Origin of the sequence: Streptomyces sp. C10-9-1 (genome assembly GCF_024497955.1) — a bacterium.
Taxonomy (GTDB): domain Bacteria; phylum Actinomycetota; class Actinomycetes; order Streptomycetales; family Streptomycetaceae; genus Streptomyces; species Streptomyces sanyensis.
Genome location: NZ_JANHKP010000025.1, coordinates 22,435 through 38,346 on the forward strand (window position 1 = coordinate 22,435; position 15,912 = coordinate 38,346).

Genomic DNA, 15,912 nt, shown 5'->3' on the forward strand with positions numbered 1-15,912 from the left:
AGGGGCGAAGGCCCGGTGCGGGCGGCCCCGCGGGCGGATGCGCTAGGGTCGCCCCGTGCCCGCGCAGCAGACCGTGAACCTGGACTGGTGGTGGCCCGCTCTCCGGCGGCCCACCCCCTGATCGCGCGCACCGACCCGATCACCGAGGCCGCCCGAGGGGCGGCCTCGACGCGTTTCCGCCCCGGGTCCGTCCCGGGCACCGCGGCCGTTCCTCCCCCACGGAAGGAACACCGCATGCACGACCACTCCCCCGCAGCACCGCCGTCCGCGCGGCGGCTCGTCGCCGAGCTGCTGCGCGGCGACGAGCCCTTCGCCCTGCTCCACCGGCGCACGCCCGGCCGGGACCACGCACGGGCCGAGGTGCTCACCGGCCCGGTGCACCGGGTGGGGCGCCTCGCCGACCTGCCCGTGGGCGAGCGGCCCTCCCTGGCGCTGGTGCCCTTCAGGCAACTCGCCGAGCGGGGCTTCGAGGTGCACGACGACGGCACGCCGCTGGCCGTGCTCACGGCCGGGACCTATCGCGAGCTGCCCCTGGCCGAGCTGCTGGAGGCCCTCCCCCGCCACCGCGTCCACGTCGAGGACGGCGCCTTCGACACCGGCGACGAGGAGTACGCGCGGACCGTCCGGCGCGTCGTCGAGGAGGAGATCGGCCGGGGCGAGGGGGCGAACTTCGTCATCCGGCGCACCTACACCGGGAAGATCGAGGGCTTCGGCCGGGCGGACGCCCTGGCCCTGTTCCGCAGGCTGCTCGCCGGGGAGCGGGGCGCGTACTGGACCTTCGTGGTGCACACCGGCGAGCGCACCCTGGTGGGGGCGAGCCCCGAGGTGCACGTGCGGATGAACGCCGGCACCGTCGTGATGAACCCGATCAGCGGCACCTTCCGCTATCCGCCCGAGGGGCCGTCCGCCGAGGCGCTGCTCGGCTTCCTCGCCGACCGCAAGGAGCGCGAGGAGCTGTCCATGGTCGTGGACGAGGAGCTGAAGATGATGTGCGCCGTCGGCGACCGCGGCGGGGTGGTCGTGGGTCCCCGGCTGCGGGAGATGGCGCACCTCGCCCACACCGAGTACGAGCTCAGGGGCCGGTCCTCCCGGGACGTGCGCGAGGTGCTCAGGGAGACGATGTTCGCCGCCACCGTCACCGGCTCCCCGCTGGAGAACGCCTGCCGGGTCATCCTGCGGCACGAGAGGCCCGGCACGGACGGCACGGCCCGGGGCTACTACGCCGGGGCGCTGGCCCTGCTCGGCACCGATGCGGAGGGGCGCCAGACGATGGACTCGCCCATCCTGATCCGCACCGCGGACATCGCCCCGTCGGGGGCCCTGCGGGTGCCGGTCGGCGCGACGCTGGTGCGCCACTCCGACCCGTACGGGGAGGTGGCCGAGACCCACGCCAAGGCCGCGGGCGTGCTGGCGGCCCTGGGGGTGCGCCCGGCACCCGCGGCCGCCGCCGCGGCCGGGGCACGGCTCGCCGACGACCCCCGGGTGCGGGCCGCGCTGGACGCGCGCCGGGCCGGCCTGGCGCCGTTCTGGCTGCGGATGCAGGAGCGGTCCGCGCGCTCGGCCGCGCGCGTCCTCGTCGTGGACGGCGAGGACACCTTCACCGCCATGCTGGCGCATCTGCTGCGGGCCTGCGGCCCCGAGGTGGAGGTGGTGCGGCACGACGCGCCCGGTCTGCGGGAGCGTCTGCGGGCCCACCGCGGGCCGGTGGTCCTCGGGCCCGGCCCGGGCGACCCCCTGGACACCTTCTCGCCGAAGATGCGGCGCCTGCGGGAGCTGGCCCGCGAGCTGCTGGCGGAGCACCGCCACGGCCTGCTGGGCGTGTGCCTGGGACACGAGCTGCTGGCGGCCGGACTCGGCCTGGAGGTGGTCCGCAGGGACGATCCGTACCAGGGGGCCCAGGAGCGGATCGACTTCTTCGGCCGCGCCGAGACCGTCGGCTTCTACAACAGCTTCACCGCCCGCTGCGACGCGGCGGAGGCGGACCGGCTCGCGCAGGGCCGCGTCGAGGTGAGCCGCGACGCGGTCTCGGGGGATGTGCACGCCGTGCGCGGACCCGGCTTCGCCGGGGTGCAGTTCCATCCCGAGTCGGTACTGACGCTGAACGGCGCCTCCCTGGTCGCGGGGCTGCTGGCGGGCCTGGTCCCGGTGGCCTGAGGCAGGGTCAGGCGGTCGGTGCGGCGGGGACGAGCACGTTCTCGCCGCGCCGGCCGGCCACGTAGTCGTCGACGTTGCGGGCGGTGGTCTCCGCGATCTGGGTGACGGCCTCCCGGGTGTAGTACGCCTGGTGGGAGGTGACGACCACCCGGGGGAAGGTGACCAGCCGCGCCAGGGTGTCGTCGTCGATGCCCTCGACGGACTTGTCGAGGAAGAAGAGCCCGGCCTCCGCCTCGTAGACGTCCAGCCCCACACCGGAGAAACGGCCCCTGCGGAGCTCGTCGACGAGCGCGTCGGTGTCGATCAGGCCCCCGCGGCTGGAGTTCACCAGGATCGCGTCGTCCTTCATCGCCCGCAGCGCCGCGGCGTCCAGCAGGTGGTGGGTGGCGGGCACCAGGGGCACGTGGAGGCTGACGACGTCGGCCTCCGCCAGGAGCTCCTCCTTGGTCGCGTACTCCATGCCGAGGGCCTCGCAGGCGGGGTTGGGGGCGATGTCCCAGCCGAGCAGGCGCATCCCGAAGCCGTGGGCGATGCGGGTGAACGCCTCCCCGATCTTGCCGGTGCCGAGCACCCCGACGGTACGTCCGCGCAGGTCACGGCCCATCAGCCCGTCGAGCCGGAAGTCGAAGTCACGGGTGCGGTTCCCGGCGCGGACGATACGGCGGTTCACGGCCATGGCCAGGGTCCAGGCGAACTCGGCCACCGAGTAGGGGGAGTAGTACGAGACCCGGGCGACGGTCAGGCCGAGGCGCTCGGCCACGTCGAGGTCGATGTTGTTGAACCCGGTGGAGCGCTGGGCGATCATCGACGTCCCCCCGACGGCGAGCGTCTGGAGCACCCGGGCGTCGAGCCGGGCGTTGACGCTGGTGGAGACGGCCTCGTAGCCCGCGGCCATCGGGGCGGTGTCGGCGCCGAGGAAGACGTCGGTGCAGTGCAGCTCGTGCCGGCCGGAGAACGCCTCCTCGATGAGGGGCCGTTCGTCGGCCTGGACGCCGAAGGCGAGGACTTCCACGGTCACTCCCAGGGGTGGGGCGGGGTGCCGGGCCGGGGCCCGGGGGACGTGCCGCATTCTGCCCTCCCGGGAGGGTTCCCGGGGCTCCTCCCGGCGGCACGTCGCCTCCCGCATGCGGGGGCGTGGCGGCTCAGGCCTCGTCCAGGCCCGCCTCGATGGCGTAGCGGACCAGCTCCACGCGGTTGTGGAGCTGCAGCTTGCCCAGGGTGTTCTGGACGTGGTTCTGCACCGTCCGGTGCGAGATGACCAGTCGTTCCGCGATCTGCTTGTAGGACAGGCCCTTGGCCACCAGGCGGAGCACCTCGGTCTCCCGGTCGGTGAGCCGCGGCGCCTTGTCCCGCCCGCCTCCGGCCGGCGGCGCGGGCTCCGAGGCGAGCCTGCGGTACTCCCCGAGCACCAGCCCCGCGAGGCCCGGGGTGAACACCGGGTCCCCGGCGGCGGTGCGGCGCACGGCCTCGGTGAGCTCCTCGGTGCTCGCCGACTTCACCAGGTAGCCGGTGGCCCCCGACTTGACCGCCTCCAGCACGTCCGCGTGCTCCCCGCTGGCCGACAGCACCAGGACCCGCAGTCCCGGCAGGGCGCCCACCAGCTCCTTGCACACCTGCACCCCCGGCAGCTCCGGCAGGTTGAGGTCCAGGACCAGGACGTCGGGCACCGCGGCCAGTGCCCGCCGCACGGCCCCCGCCCCGTCGCCCGCCGTGGCCACGACCTCCATGCCCGCCTCGGCGAGGTCGCGGGCGACCGCGTCCCGCCACATCGGGTGGTCGTCGACGACCATCACCGTGATCGGCCGTGCTTCGCTCATGTGTCCGCCTTCCCCCGGGGAACCGTCAACTCGACCTCCGTGCCCTGGCCGGGCACCGAGAGCAGCTCGGCCCTTCCGCCGAGGTCCCGCAGCCGGCCGCGGATGGACTGGGCCACGCCGAGGCGCCCCTCCCCCTCGGCCTGCGCGAGTCTGCCCTCCGGAATGCCCGGACCGTCGTCCCGCACGGTGACGACCACCTCGTCGGGCCAGTCCTCCACCAGGATCCAGGCGGAGGCCGCCTCACCCGCGTGCCGGCGGACGTTGTCCAGTGCGGCGCCGACCGCGGCGGCGAGCTCCCGTGCCGCCCCCGGCGCGAGGAGGACCGGCGCCCCGGGCCCGGAGAGCGTCACCCGGGCGCCCGCGCAGGGCGCCAGCAGCGTCCGCAGGTCCACCGGCCCGGCGGGCCCGCTCTCCGCGGGGGCGTTCTCCGCGGGGGCGGGTGCGGCCTCCGGGCTGCGCGAGGGGGGCACGAGTCCGCCGGAGACCAGGGTGCGCAGGGCGACCTCCTGCTCGCCGGCCATCCGGCCCAGCTCGGCCGCCTCGCCGCCGAGGGCGGTGCCGCGCCGCTGGACCATCGCGAGCACCTGGAGCACGCCGTCGTGGATGTCCCGGGCCAGGCGCTCCCGCTCCCGGGTCGCGGCGTCGATCTCCAGGGCCCGTGCGAGCGTGCGCTCGGAGGCGCGCGCGACCTCGACCACGTAGCCGATGGCGATCGAGGCGACCCAGACCAGCAGGACGTTGTGGAAGGTGTCGGCGCTCGGCTCGCCCCGTTCGACGATGTTGGCGACGGCCACCAGGGAGGAGGCGAAACCGGCCCAGCGCCAGCCGCCCTTGAGGGCGAAGGCGAGCACCGAGCCCGCGGTCCAGATCGAGGGCAGCGTGGGCCCGTCGTGGGTCTGCGCCTGGGCGTCGGCGAGCGGGGTGAGCAGGATGCCGGTGAGGGCGATGGCGAGGTCGACGGCGAGGAAGGGGCGGGTGCAGCGGGCCGCGCCGGACACCCGGGGCAGGGTGGCGAGCGTCCAGACGGCCATCACGGCGAGGACGCCCACGGCGACGCCCGGGCGTTCGAACCGGTCCTGCCCGAAGACGAAGAGCAGCACCGCGTAGACCAGGGTGAGCACCCGGTAGCCGGCGAGCGCGCGCCACAGCGGCAGCTCGACCGACATCCGCATGGCCCGACCGCGACCGTCCATCGCCCCTCCCCATCCCGCACGGGTACCGCCCGGATCCTCCGGCGCGGGCCGCCCCGGCCCGGCCGTGGCGGCCTAGGCCGCCGGGCGCTCCGACCGGCCGGCCTTCCCGGCCTCCCTGCGGGCCTTCTCCGCCTCCTTGTCCGCCTCCTTCTGCGCCTTCTCCGCCTCGGCGATGGCGCGCTTGGCTGCGGTGGCGTAGACGTCCACGTACTCCTGGCCGGAGAGCTTCATGATCTCGTACATGACCTCGTCGGTCACCGAGCGCAGGATGAAGCGGTCGCCGTCCATGCCGTGGTAGCGGCTGAAGTCGAGGGGCGCCCCGATCCGGATGCCGGGGCGCATGAGCTTGGGGACGACCTTGCCGGGCGGCTGGATCTTCTCCGTGTCGATCATGGCGACGGGGATGACCGGCGCGCCGGTCGCCAGCGCCACCCGGGCCAGGCCTCCGGGCTTGCCGCGGTAGAGGCGGCCGTCGGGGGAGCGGGTGCCCTCCGGGTAGATGCCGAAGAGCCCGCCGGACTCGATGACCTCGATACCGGCCTTGATCGCGGCCTCGCCGGCGCCCCGGGCACCCGAACGGTCCACCGGCAGCTGACCGACGCCCTTGAAGAACGCGGCGGTCAGCCTGCCCTTGACCCCGGGGGAGGTGAAGTACTCCGCCTTGGCGATGAAGGTGACCTTGCGGTCCAGCACCGCGGGCAGGAAGAAGGAGTCCGAGAACGACAGGTGGTTGCTGGCGAGGATCGCGGGTCCCTCGGCCGGGATGTGCTCCAGCCCCTCCACCCAGGGTCTGAACGCGAGCTTCAGCGATCCCCCGATGGAGAACTTCATGGCGCCGTAGATCAACTCGAAATCCTCCTGTGTGCTCTCGAACAGACCTTATCCCGTGGGCGCCCCGGCGCCCCCGTCCCGGTCCGGCCCGGACCGCGACGGCCCTGGTCGGTGTCGGCCCGGTCGCGTACCGTGAGGAGCGACCCCGCCTCCCGCGTACCGGCGGCGTGCGCGCAGCGCCCCGCCCGCGCCTCACGAACAGGAGACCTTGGTGCCGGTCCTCCCCGGAGCCGAGCCCTACCGCCATGAAGGCGGTGAGGTCGGCGTCCTCCTCTGCCACGGCTTCACCGGTTCCCCGCAGCCGCTGCGCCCCTGGGCCTCGTTCCTGGCGGCCCGGGGCCTGACGGTGTCGCTGCCCCTGCTCCCCGGCCACGGCACCCGCTGGCAGGACCTCCAGGTGACGGGCTGGCAGGACTGGTACGCGGAGGTGGACCGCGAGCTGGCGGTCCTGCGCGGCCGGTGCCGGGACGTCTTCGTGTGCGGCCTGTCCCTCGGCGGGGCGCTCGCCCTGCGGCTCGCCGCGCGGCACGGGGACGCGGTCCGGGGCGTCGTGGTGGTCAACCCGGCCGCCCGGGTGCACGGCGTGCGGGGGCGGCTGCTGCCGGTGGTGCGCCACCTGGTGCCGTCGGGCCCCGGGATCGTCGGGGACATCGCCCGGCCGGGCGTGGCCGAGACGGGGTACGACCGGGTGCCGCTGCGTGCGGCGGACTCGGCGCGGCGCTTCCTGCGGGTCGTCGACCGCGAGCTGCCGCAGGTCACCCAGCCGCTGCTGCTCCTGCACAGCGCCGAGGACGGCGTGGTCGACCCGGCCGACTCCGCCCGGGTCCTCGCCCGGGTCTCCTCGGTGGACGTCACGGAGGTGCTGCTGGAACACAGCCGCCATGTGGCGACGTTGGACCATGATGCGGAGCGGATCTTCGAAGAGAGCCATGCGTTCGTCAGCCGGCTCGCTCCACGGGCCGGGGCCGTCGGAGCCCCGGCGGCGGAGACCTCGGGAGGGAGTGGGACCGGTGGCTGAGCAGCACGACGCGGACCGTGAGCCGCAGCCGATCGACGAGGAGGCCGCCTGGGCGGCGATCGTCGCCGGATACGGCGAGGAGCCGGCCGATCCGCCGGGTGCCAAGCCCTTCCGGTCGGTCGAGGACCTGGCCCTGCTGGAGGACGAGACGGAGGGGAAGCCGCCGGCCGAACCGCCCGCCCGGCCCCTGGGCGGCTCGGTCACCTTCGCCCCCGGCGTCGGGGGCGGCCCCCGCGACTACCGGGTGGCCGAGCCGGACGGCGGCGCCGCGGGCGAGGAGCAGGACGAGGGCGACGAGGGGCACTTCGTGCCGCCGGAGCCCCCTCCGCTGCCGGAGGCGGACGTCACGGCCAAGTTCGCCTGGCTGGCGGTGATCGGCGGGCCGGTGCTGATGCTGGTCGCCGTGCTGCTGCAGTGGGACATGACCTGGTGGCTGACGACGCTGTGCATCGGCGGGTTCCTCGGCGGCTTCGCCACACTGGTGGCCCGCATGTCCTCGGGTGACGACGACTACGACGACCCGGGCCGCGGCGCGGTCGTCTGACCGGACCGGGTCAGCGGGGCGGCGCGGACACCGCGGGCACACGGAGCGCGGCGAGCACGGGCAGATGGTCGGTGGCGGCTCTCAGGTCGGCCTCGGCCACGCCCGGCAGCCCCCTGGGTACGCCGCATCCGAGCACCTCGACGCCCCGGGTGGCGAAGACCGCGTCGATGCGCCGCCGCGGGGCGGTCGAGGGGTGGGTGGCCTCGTCGCCCCAGGGGCGCACCGCGCGGCAGTCCCGCAGGGTGTCGGCGAGCAGGCGGAAGGAACGGCCCGCGGGCGGCTCGTTGACGTCCCCGGCGACGACCGCGTGGGGCGCCCCCAGGGAGGCGAGGTGCTCCAGCAGCATCCGCGCCTGGTCCTGGCGCTCGGCCTCCTGGAGGCTCAGGTGGCAGCTGACGACGGCGAGCCGGGCCCCGGCGACGCGGACCACGGCGGTGGCGAAGCCCCGCCGGTGGAGGCCGGGGGTGCGCGGCAGCAGGATGTCCTCGGTGTGCTCGACGGCGGCCCGCAGCGAGCAGAGCAGCAGCGGACCGGCCGCGGTCGCGCCCCCGGAGAGCATCACCAGGTCGGTGGCGGCCGCGAGGCGCGCCGCGTGCTTGCGCCAGCGGAAGAACCGGGGCGCCTCCTGGGCCAGGAGGAGGTCGGGGCGGCAGGCCCGCACGATCCGGGCCAGTGCCTCCTCGTCGTCGCGCAGGGAGCGGAGGTTGTAGCTGAGGACCCGGACCAGGGCGGAACCGTCCGGCTCGGTACGGGATTCCGGCAGGTCGGGCAGCGTACGGGGCGGCATGGCGGTCACGATACGGCGGTGCCCGCCGCGTTCGGTCGAGGACGCGGCGGGCACGGGTGCGCGGGCCCGGACGGGCCTGCGGTTCAGCCCTGGCGGGCGAGGTCGGCGGCTCCCACGAGTCCGGCCCTGCCGCCCAGCCGGGCGGCGAGCACCTGGGCGTGCGGACGCCAGTTGCCGCCGATCAGCCAGCGGCGGAAGGACTTGCGGATGGGGTCGAGGACGAGGTCGCCCTCGTCGGAGACCCCGCCGCCGACGATGAAGGCCGAGGGGTCGAAGAGCGAGGCCAGGTCGGCCAGGCCGGCCCCGGCCCAGCGCGCCAGCTCCCGGAAGGAGTCGACGGCCACCTTGTCGCCCTGCCGCGCGGCCTGGCTGATGTGCTTGCCCTGGATCCCCTCGACGGTCCCGTCGCCGAGGGCGAGCAGGACGGAGGCGTGCTCGGGCGTGGCGTTGGCACGCTGCCGGGCGTAGCGGACCAGGGCCCGGCCGGAGGCGTACTGCTCCCAGCAGCCCTGGCTGCCGCAGCCGCACAGCAGCCCGTCGGGCACCACCCGGATGTGGCCGAACTCGGCGGCGACGCCGAAGCGTCCGCGGCGGAGCTTGTTCCCGATGATGATGCCGCCGCCCAGCCCGGTGCCGAGGGTGATGCAGATGACGTCGTCGTGGCCCTGGCCCGCACCGAAGCGGTACTCGCCCCAGGCGGCGGCGTTGGCGTCGTTCTCGACCACGACGGGGAGGCCGACGCGCTGCTCGACCTTGTCCTTCAGAGGTTCGTGGCGCCAGTCGATGTTGGGGGCGAACAGGACGGTGGCGCGCTTGTCGTCGACGTAGCCCGCGGCGCCGATCCCGACGGCCTCGATGTCCTGCCCCTCGCCGGCTCCCGCGACGGCGGTGCAGATCGCGTCGACGATGCCCTCGGGCGTCGACGGCGTGGGCACGGTGTGCGTTTCGAGAATGGTGCCCTCTTCGTCGACCACGCCCGCCGCGATCTTCGTGCCGCCGATGTCGACGCCGATGGTGAGTCCCATGTGTCCCTCAGTATTCGGTCGAGCCCCGCTACGGCCAACCGTACCCGAGGGGCGGCCCCCGTCCGGTCAGTCCAGGTCGATGCGCTCGGTCGGTCCGGGGTCCTCGCCGGGACCGCGGCCGGACTCCTGGGGCGCCTGTGGTTCCCGGGCTCCGCGGGTCCAGCGCTGCTCCTGGCCCTCGACGGCGGAGCGGTAGGCGGCGAGCAGCTCCCCGCCCGCGGCGGCGAGGTGGTCGAAGACCTGCGGGTTCCGCTCGACGACCGGCTCCACCACGGCCTTCGCCTGGTCCACGAACTGCTGCACCGCGCTCTGCGCGGCCTTGCCGGGCAGCGAGGACGGGAAGGCGGAGACCTTGTCGGCGACGGCGTCCAGCAGCCTGCGGAGTTCGTCCGCGGCGGATCCGGGCGGGGCCCCGTGGGTCGCGCGGCGGCGGGCCTGCTCCGCCCGCAGATCCTCCTCGCACGCCGTCGCCCAGGCGTCCTCGTCGACGTCGGGGCGCTGGGTGGCATCGCTCATGGCGTACTCCTGCGGCAGGGCGGTCGGCGGGCTGCTGCCCGCTGCTTCGACGGTACCCGAACGGCGGTGCCGCCTTCAGCGGGTCCGCGGCCAGAGGCCGGGGTCGGGCGTGAAGCGGACGCCCAGGACGCCCTCGCGCAGGGCCGCCCCGGACACGGTGCAGCGCCGCAGGACCGAGGGCAGGGGAACGATCCTGCGGAACGGCCCGACGGTGAGCAGGAGTTCGTCCCCGCGGCGGACGAGCGACAGCTCCTCCTTGACGGCGCCGGGCAGCGGCAGCCGGAGGGCGAGGGTGCCGTCCTCGGCGCGCCGGTCCAGCACGGTCCAGGGCGCGGGGCGTGCCCCGTCCGCCCCGTCCGCGGACGGCGGGCCGGCACCGTCCCCGGCGGGGGCGAGCGGGCCGGTGCCGAGTCCTTCGAGGTCCTCCGGCCCGCGGGGGTCGCGGCCCAGGTGCGGCACCTCGACGAGCGGGGCGCCGGCGGACCCGCCGGGCGGGACGGCCCGCCATTCGGTCGTGCACTTGTGCTGCTGGGCCGCGAGCGAGGCCAGCCACGGGTCCGGTGAGTCGCCGGGCACGCAGCGGTTGGCGACCAGGGCGTCCAGGCGGTGGCCGAAGAGGCTCAGCCCGGCCCGGCCGGTCCGCAGGGCGTCGGCGGCGGCGGGTCCGGGCTCGGCGACCAGGGCCAGCCCCGTGCCGCGGGATGCGACCAGCGCCTGGACCCCGGCGAGTTCGGCGTCCCAGCGCGCGGCCGTCTCGTAGAGCCACTGCGCGGGCATCGGGACCCCGGCCAGCTGGGCGAGGACCGGTCGCAGGGCGCGCGCCGCCTGGCGCTCCGGGGGCAGCAGCCTGCGCAGGTAGCGGCGGAGCTGCTCGGGCAGCGCCAGCGCGGCCAGCGCCTCCGCCAGCGGGGGCAGGTCGACGACGAGGACGTCCCAGTCGCCCCGGGAGGCGGCGGCCAGGGAGCGCAGCAGGGCGAAGGCGCCGCTGCCGGGGAGTTCGGTGAGCTCGGCCTCCTCCAGCCGGGCCGCGCCGAGCAGGTCCAGGCCCGTCGACAGGCGCTGCTGGAGGTCGAGGAACTCGGCCCGGAAGTCGCCGGCCGGGTCGGTCCGAGCGGCCCAGAGGCGGTCGGCCACGGGGGTGGGCGCCTCGGGAGTGCCGGTCACGGGCCGCTCCAGGGGGACGTCGGCGGCCGGGGACAGCAGCAGGGTGCGCCCGCCCCGGGCGGCGCAGGCGAGGGCCGCGGAGGCGGCCACGGTGGTGCGGCCCGCGCCGCCGAGGCCGGTGACGAGGACCCTGCGCATCAGGCGCCGGCGCCGCTCTCGACGCGCTTCTTCAGACCGGCCAGGGCGCGGTCGATGATGACCTTCTCCGCCTTGCGCTTGATCATGCCGAGCATGGGGATCTTGACGTCCACGGTGAGCTGGTAGGTGACCTCCGTGCGGTCGCCGCCGCCCGCGGGGGCGAGGCGGTAGGTGCCGTCGAGGGCCCGCAGCATCTGGGACTTCACCAGGGTCCAGCTGACCTCGTCGGCACCGTGCCAGGTGTAGGCGAGGGTGTGGTCGTCCTTGATGGCACCGGCGTCGAGGACCAGGCGGACCTGCTCGGCGCGGCCCTGGGCGTCGGAGGCGAGCACCTCGGCCTCCTTCACCTCGCCGGTCCACTCGGGGTAGCGGCCGAAGTCGGCGATCACGCCCATCACCTCGGCAGGAGGCGCATCGATCGTGATGCTCGAACTGGTGTGTTCCGCCATCGCTGCGGCTCCTTGACAGTGCGGTGGTACCGGGGGCGTGTGACGGGGTGCAGGCTATCGCGACCGCGCGGTCGCCCCGGCCCCCGGTCCACCGGGGCGGCGACCGGCCGGAGGGGCCGCGCGGCCGGGGCGGGGAAGCGGGCGGCGGGCCGGGAGCGGGACCCGGGAGGGGGCCCTCACCACTCCAGCGACCAGGGCCGCCCGGTGGAGGCGAAGTGGCCGACGTTGACGCACTCGGTCGCCCCGACGCGCATCCGGCGGGCCAGCGGCTGGTGGACGTGGCCGAAGAGGGCGTAGCGCGGGCGGATGCGGTGGATCGCCTCCAGCAGCGCCCGGCTGCCGCGTTCGAAGCGCCGGGCGACCGTGTCGTACGTCAGCTCCGGCACGTCCGGCGGGATGTGCGAGCAGAGCACGTCCACCTCGCCGAGGGCCTCGACCTTGGCGGCGTACTCCTCGTCGGAGATCTCGTAGGGGGTGCGCATGGGAGTGGTGAGGCCGCCGCCGACGAAGCCGAAGACCCGGCCGCCGATCTCGGCCCGCTGGCCGTCGAGGACGGTGGTGCCGGGCCGGGCGAACTCCGGCCACAGACGGGGGATGTCGACATTGCCGTAGGTGGCGTACGTCGGCGTGGGGAAGGCGGCGAACAGTTCCGCGTACTGCCGCCGGACGGCGGACTCGATGACCTCGGTGCGGTCGGCTCCGAGTTCCGCCCACAGCCGGCGGCCGAGGACCCTGGCCTCCTCGAACCTGCGGGCCGTGCGCAGCTCCACGATCCGGTGGGCGTTCTCCACGCCGAACAGGTCCGGGAAGATGCCGCGCGAGTGGTCCGCGTAGTCGAGGAAGAGCACCAGGTCACCGAGGCAGAGCAGGGCGTCCGCCCCCTCGCCCGCGGTGGCCAGATCCTTGGCGTTGCCGTGCACGTCGCTGACCACGTTGACTCGCATCCCTCGCATGGCCGCCAGCCTACGAGGGCGCCACCGCCCTCCGACAGAGGCTTTCACCTGCGGTTACTCGGCCGCCATCGGAGAGTGGAATACTTCCCCCGAGGTCCGGCCGGGGCCGTGTGACGCGCGGAACATTGGCCGGGAACCCCTATCGAGAACCGACTACCGATGGGTAACGTCCGGGCAGTCCAGTCGTGCTCACCCCCACTGAGCACCTGCCCGACTGTGGACCGCAGCCGGCGCACCACAGAGCCGTGGCGCCGGAGCCCGATGAGGAGCAGCAGTCTTGCGCGAGTTCAGCCTTCCGGCCCTGTACGAGGTCCCCACGGACGGCAACCTGACGGATCTCATCCGCCGCAATGCCGCTCAGCATCCGGATGTGGCCGTCATGGGCCGCAAGGTCGCCGGAGTCTGGACCGACGTCACGGCCGTGCAGTTCCTGGCGGAGGTCCGTGCCGCGGCCAAGGGCCTGATCGCCGCGGGCATCCGCCCGGGCGACCGGGTGGGCCTGATCTCCCGCACCCGCTACGAGTGGGTGCAGCTGGACTTCGCGATCTGGAGCGCCGGGGCGGTGACCGTGCCGGTGTACGAGACCAGCTCCGCCGAGCAGGTCTCCTGGATCCTCGGGGACTCGGGCGCCGTCGCCGTGCTGGTGGAGACCGAGGCGCACGCGGCCGCCGTGGAGTCGGTGCGCGGCAGCCTCCCGGAGCTGCGGCACGTCTGGGGGATCGACGCGGGGGCGGTCGGGGAGCTGACCGCGGCGGGCGCGGGGATCTCCGACGAGACGGTCGACGAGCGCAGCTCCGCGGCCGGCGCGGACGACCCGGCGACCATCGTCTACACCTCAGGGACCACGGGCCGCCCCAAGGGGTGCGTCCTCACCCACCGGGCGTTCTTCGCCGAGTGCGGCAACGTCGTGGAGCGGCTGAGGCCGCTGTTCCGCACGGGCGAGTGCTCGGTCCTGCTCTTCCTCCCCGCGGCGCACGTCTTCGGGCGGCTGGTCGAGGTCGCCTCGGTGATGGCGCCGATCAAGCTCGGGTGCGTCCCGGACATCAAGAACCTCACCGACGAGCTGGCCTCCTTCCGCCCCACGCTCATCCTTGGGGTGCCGCGCGTCTTCGAGAAGGTCTACAACGCGGCGCGCGCCAAGGCCCAGGCCGACGGCAAGGGCGCGATCTTCGACCGGGCCGCCCGCACGGCGATCGACTACAGCCGCGCGCTGGCGACCCCGTCCGGCCCCTCCCTCGGGCTGCGGATCCGGCACAAGGTCTTCGACAAGCTCGTCTTCGGCAAGCTGCGCGCGGTGCTCGGCGGCCGGGGCGAGTACGCGATCTCCGGCGGCGCGCCGCTCGGCGAGCGCCTCGGCCACTTCTTCCGCGGCATCGGTTTCACGGTCCTGGAGGGCTACGGGCTCACCGAGAGCTGTGCGGCCACCGCCTTCAACCCCTGGGACCGCCAGAAGATCGGCACGGTCGGCCAGCCGCTGCCCGGCTCGGTGGTGCGCATCGCCGACGACGGCGAGGTGCTGCTGCACGGCGAGCACCTGTTCTCGGGCTACTGGAACAACGAGGCGGCCACGGCCGAGGCGCTCACCGAGGGCTGGTTCCACACGGGGGACATCGGCACCCTCGACGAGGACGGCTACCTGTCCATCACGGGCCGCAAGAAGGAGATCCTGGTCACCGCGGGCGGCAAGAACGTGGCCCCCGCCGTGATCGAGGACCGCATCCGGGCGCACGCCCTGGTGGCGGAGTGCATGGTCGTCGGGGACGGCCGACCCTTCGTGGGCGCGCTGGTGACCCTGGACGAGGAGTTCCTGGCGCGCTGGGCCGCGGACAACGGCAAGCCCGCCGGCTCCACGGCCGCCTCGCTCCGCGAGGACCCGGAGCTGCTGGCGGAGGTCCAGCGGGCGGTGGACGACGGCAACGCGGCGGTGTCCAAGGCCGAGTCGGTGCGCAGGTTCCGCGTCCTGGCCGCGCAGTTCACGGAGGAGGCGGGGCACATCACGCCCTCGCTGAAGCTGAAGCGGGCCATGGTGGCCAAGGACTTCGCGGACGAGATCGAGTCGATCTACGCCTCCTGAGCACCCCGCAGCCCCTCACGGCCCCGGCGGCTGGCCGCCGGGGCCCCGGCGTACCCGCGCCGGCCCCTACAGCAGCTCCTTGAGCCGCTCGGCCAGCAGGTCCCAGCGCCAGCGCTCCTCCACCCAGGCCCGGCCGCGCTCGCCCATGCGGCGGCGCAGCGCAGGGTCCTCCAGCAGGGCGGTGATCCGCTCGGCGGACTCCTCGGGGGCGTCCCCGCGCACCACCCAGCCCGTCTCGCCGTCGAGGACCGCGTCCGGCGCCCCGCCGGAGTCCCCCGCGACGACCGGCAGGCCGGTGGCCGAGGCCTCCAGGTAGACGATGCCGAGGCCCTCCACGTCCAGGCCCCCGCGCCGGGTGCGGCAGGGCATGGCGAAGACGTCACCCGCGCCGTAGTGGGCGGGCAGCTCCGTCCAGGGCACGGCGCCGGTGAAGCGCACGGAGCCGGCCACGCCCGTCTCCTCGGCGAGCCGGTGGAGCTCCCCGTCGTAGGGGCCCCCGCCGACGATCAGCAGGACGGCGTCGGGGACGGCGGACAGCACGGCGGGCATCGCGCGGATGAGCGTGTCCTGGCCCTTGCGCGGGACCAGCCGCGACACGCACACCACCACCGGGCGGTCGGCCAGGCCGAGCCGGGCGCGGACCTCGTCGCCCCCGGAGCCGGGGTGGAAGGTCTTCTCGTCGACGCCGGGCGGCAGCTGCACCATCCGCCCGGCGGCCTCCGGGGTGAGCGCCGAGGCGATCCGCGTGCGCGTGTACTCGCCCAGGTAGGTGAGCGTGTCCGTGCCCTCGCCGATCCGCCGCAGCAGCCCGCGGGCGACCGGCAGCTGCGCCCAGCCCGCCTCGTGCCCGTGGGTCGTGGCGACGATCCGGCGGGCGCCCGCACGGCGCAGCGCGGGGGCCATCAGGCCGAGCGGGGCCGCGGCGCCGAACCACACCGAGGTGCAGCCGTGCTCGCGCAGCAGCCCCGCGGCCCGGCGGGTGACCCGGGGCGTCGGCAGCAGCATCGTGGCGCGGTCGCGGACGACGGTGAAGGGCTGCTCCTCGTCGAAGGCCCTGGTCGCCTCCGCGCCCTCCCGGCCCCGCTTCCAGGTGGAGGCGTAGACGACGAGCCGCCCGGGCTCCAGGCGCAGGGCCATGTTGTGGAGGAACGCCTGGATGCCACCGGGCCGGGGCGGGAAGTCGTTGGTCACGATCAGGGTCTTGTCCATCGCCGCCGACAGTACCGAACGCGTCCTCCCCGGTCCGCGG

15 protein-coding genes are annotated in these 15,912 nt (G+C 75.0%); 4 read left to right on the forward strand and 11 right to left on the reverse strand.

Annotation, left to right across the window (positions count from 1 at the left end; genetic code table 11):
- The first annotated feature begins 234 nt into the window (after positions 1–234).
- Positions 235–2,154, forward strand: coding sequence for an anthranilate synthase family protein (locus tag NPS70_RS27530; RefSeq protein ID WP_256527167.1), 1,920 nt, complete (start codon positions 235–237; stop codon positions 2,152–2,154).
- Between the two features lie 7 nt (positions 2,155–2,161).
- Here the strand turns inward: NPS70_RS27530 and NPS70_RS27535 are convergent, their stop codons facing one another.
- The 4 genes from NPS70_RS27535 to NPS70_RS27550 form a co-directional block, all read right to left on the reverse strand.
- On the reverse strand, positions 2,162–3,166 hold the full coding sequence (locus NPS70_RS27535; RefSeq protein WP_256527168.1) for a 2-hydroxyacid dehydrogenase: 1,005 nt from the start codon (positions 3,164–3,166) through the stop codon (positions 2,162–2,164).
- Positions 3,167–3,296: 130 nt separating this feature from the next.
- Positions 3,297–3,971: a response regulator transcription factor gene (locus tag NPS70_RS27540; protein WP_256527169.1), complete on the reverse strand. Its 675-nt coding sequence runs from the start codon at positions 3,969–3,971 to the stop codon at positions 3,297–3,299.
- Positions 3,968–5,164: a MacS family sensor histidine kinase gene (gene macS, locus NPS70_RS27545; RefSeq protein ID WP_256527170.1), complete on the reverse strand. Its 1,197-nt coding sequence runs from the start codon at positions 5,162–5,164 to the stop codon at positions 3,968–3,970. The genes NPS70_RS27540 and macS overlap by 4 nt, the downstream gene beginning before the upstream one ends.
- Before the next feature lie 72 nt (positions 5,165–5,236).
- Positions 5,237–5,995, reverse strand: a complete 759-nt coding sequence (locus NPS70_RS27550; protein WP_256527199.1) for a 1-acyl-sn-glycerol-3-phosphate acyltransferase — start codon at positions 5,993–5,995, stop codon at positions 5,237–5,239.
- Between the two features lie 211 nt (positions 5,996–6,206).
- On the opposite strand from NPS70_RS27550, the gene NPS70_RS27555 reads away from it, so the two are divergent.
- Positions 6,207–7,013, forward strand: coding sequence for a carboxylesterase (locus NPS70_RS27555; protein WP_256527171.1), 807 nt, complete (start codon positions 6,207–6,209; stop codon positions 7,011–7,013).
- On the forward strand, positions 7,006–7,557 hold the full coding sequence (locus NPS70_RS27560) for a hypothetical protein (RefSeq protein ID WP_256527172.1): 552 nt from the start codon (positions 7,006–7,008) through the stop codon (positions 7,555–7,557). Before NPS70_RS27555 ends, NPS70_RS27560 begins: the two co-directional genes overlap by 8 nt.
- A gap of 10 nt (positions 7,558–7,567) precedes the next feature.
- Here the strand turns inward: NPS70_RS27560 and NPS70_RS27565 are convergent, their stop codons facing one another.
- The 6 genes from NPS70_RS27565 to NPS70_RS27590 form a co-directional block, all read right to left on the reverse strand.
- Complete coding sequence (locus tag NPS70_RS27565) at positions 7,568–8,344, reverse strand: endonuclease/exonuclease/phosphatase family protein (protein WP_256527173.1); 777 nt, start codon at positions 8,342–8,344, stop codon at positions 7,568–7,570.
- A gap of 83 nt (positions 8,345–8,427) precedes the next feature.
- Positions 8,428–9,369, reverse strand: coding sequence for an ROK family glucokinase (locus tag NPS70_RS27570; protein ID WP_256527174.1), 942 nt, complete (start codon positions 9,367–9,369; stop codon positions 8,428–8,430).
- A gap of 66 nt (positions 9,370–9,435) precedes the next feature.
- Positions 9,436–9,885, reverse strand: a complete 450-nt coding sequence (locus NPS70_RS27575) for a DUF5304 domain-containing protein (RefSeq protein ID WP_256527175.1) — start codon at positions 9,883–9,885, stop codon at positions 9,436–9,438.
- Positions 9,886–9,960: 75 nt separating this feature from the next.
- Positions 9,961–11,187 (reverse strand): ArsA family ATPase, encoded by a 1,227-nt coding sequence (locus tag NPS70_RS27580; RefSeq protein WP_256527176.1) that lies wholly within the window; start codon positions 11,185–11,187, stop codon positions 9,961–9,963.
- On the reverse strand, positions 11,187–11,636 hold the full coding sequence (locus NPS70_RS27585) for an SRPBCC family protein (RefSeq protein ID WP_256527177.1): 450 nt from the start codon (positions 11,634–11,636) through the stop codon (positions 11,187–11,189). Before NPS70_RS27585 ends, NPS70_RS27580 begins: the two co-directional genes overlap by 1 nt.
- Positions 11,637–11,812: 176 nt before the next feature.
- Positions 11,813–12,568, reverse strand: coding sequence for a metallophosphoesterase (locus NPS70_RS27590; RefSeq protein ID WP_256527200.1), 756 nt, complete (start codon positions 12,566–12,568; stop codon positions 11,813–11,815).
- 298 nt (positions 12,569–12,866) lie between these two features.
- Here NPS70_RS27590 and NPS70_RS27595 point away from each other — a divergent pair, with 298 nt between their 5' ends.
- Positions 12,867–14,663, forward strand: coding sequence for a long-chain fatty acid--CoA ligase (locus NPS70_RS27595; protein WP_256527178.1), 1,797 nt, complete (start codon positions 12,867–12,869; stop codon positions 14,661–14,663).
- Positions 14,664–14,729: 66 nt separating this feature from the next.
- On the opposite strand, the gene NPS70_RS27600 is transcribed toward NPS70_RS27595, so the two are convergent.
- Positions 14,730–15,872: a glycosyltransferase family 4 protein gene (locus NPS70_RS27600; RefSeq protein WP_256527179.1), complete on the reverse strand. Its 1,143-nt coding sequence runs from the start codon at positions 15,870–15,872 to the stop codon at positions 14,730–14,732.
- Positions 15,873–15,912 lie beyond the last annotated feature (40 nt).

What these genes read in the sequence shown, in the direction of transcription:
- NPS70_RS27530 (WP_256527167.1), top strand. Translation starts at nt 235, where the DNA reads ATGCACGACCACTCCCCCGCAGCACCGCCGTCCGCGCGGCGGCTCGTC.
- NPS70_RS27540 (WP_256527169.1), bottom strand. Translation starts at nt 3,971, where the DNA reads ATGAGCGAAGCACGGCCGATCACGGTGATGGTCGTCGACGACCACCCG.
- macS (WP_256527170.1), bottom strand. Translation starts at nt 5,164, where the DNA reads ATGGACGGTCGCGGTCGGGCCATGCGGATGTCGGTCGAGCTGCCGCTG.
- NPS70_RS27550 (WP_256527199.1), bottom strand. Translation starts at nt 5,995, where the DNA reads ATGAAGTTCTCCATCGGGGGATCGCTGAAGCTCGCGTTCAGACCCTGG.
- NPS70_RS27565 (WP_256527173.1), bottom strand. Translation starts at nt 8,344, where the DNA reads ATGCCGCCCCGTACGCTGCCCGACCTGCCGGAATCCCGTACCGAGCCG.
- NPS70_RS27570 (WP_256527174.1), bottom strand. Translation starts at nt 9,369, where the DNA reads ATGGGACTCACCATCGGCGTCGACATCGGCGGCACGAAGATCGCGGCG.
- NPS70_RS27575 (WP_256527175.1), bottom strand. Translation starts at nt 9,885, where the DNA reads ATGAGCGATGCCACCCAGCGCCCCGACGTCGACGAGGACGCCTGGGCG.
- NPS70_RS27580 (WP_256527176.1), bottom strand. Translation starts at nt 11,187, where the DNA reads ATGCGCAGGGTCCTCGTCACCGGCCTCGGCGGCGCGGGCCGCACCACC.
- NPS70_RS27585 (WP_256527177.1), bottom strand. Translation starts at nt 11,636, where the DNA reads ATGGCGGAACACACCAGTTCGAGCATCACGATCGATGCGCCTCCTGCC.
- NPS70_RS27600 (WP_256527179.1), bottom strand. Translation starts at nt 15,872, where the DNA reads ATGGACAAGACCCTGATCGTGACCAACGACTTCCCGCCCCGGCCCGGT.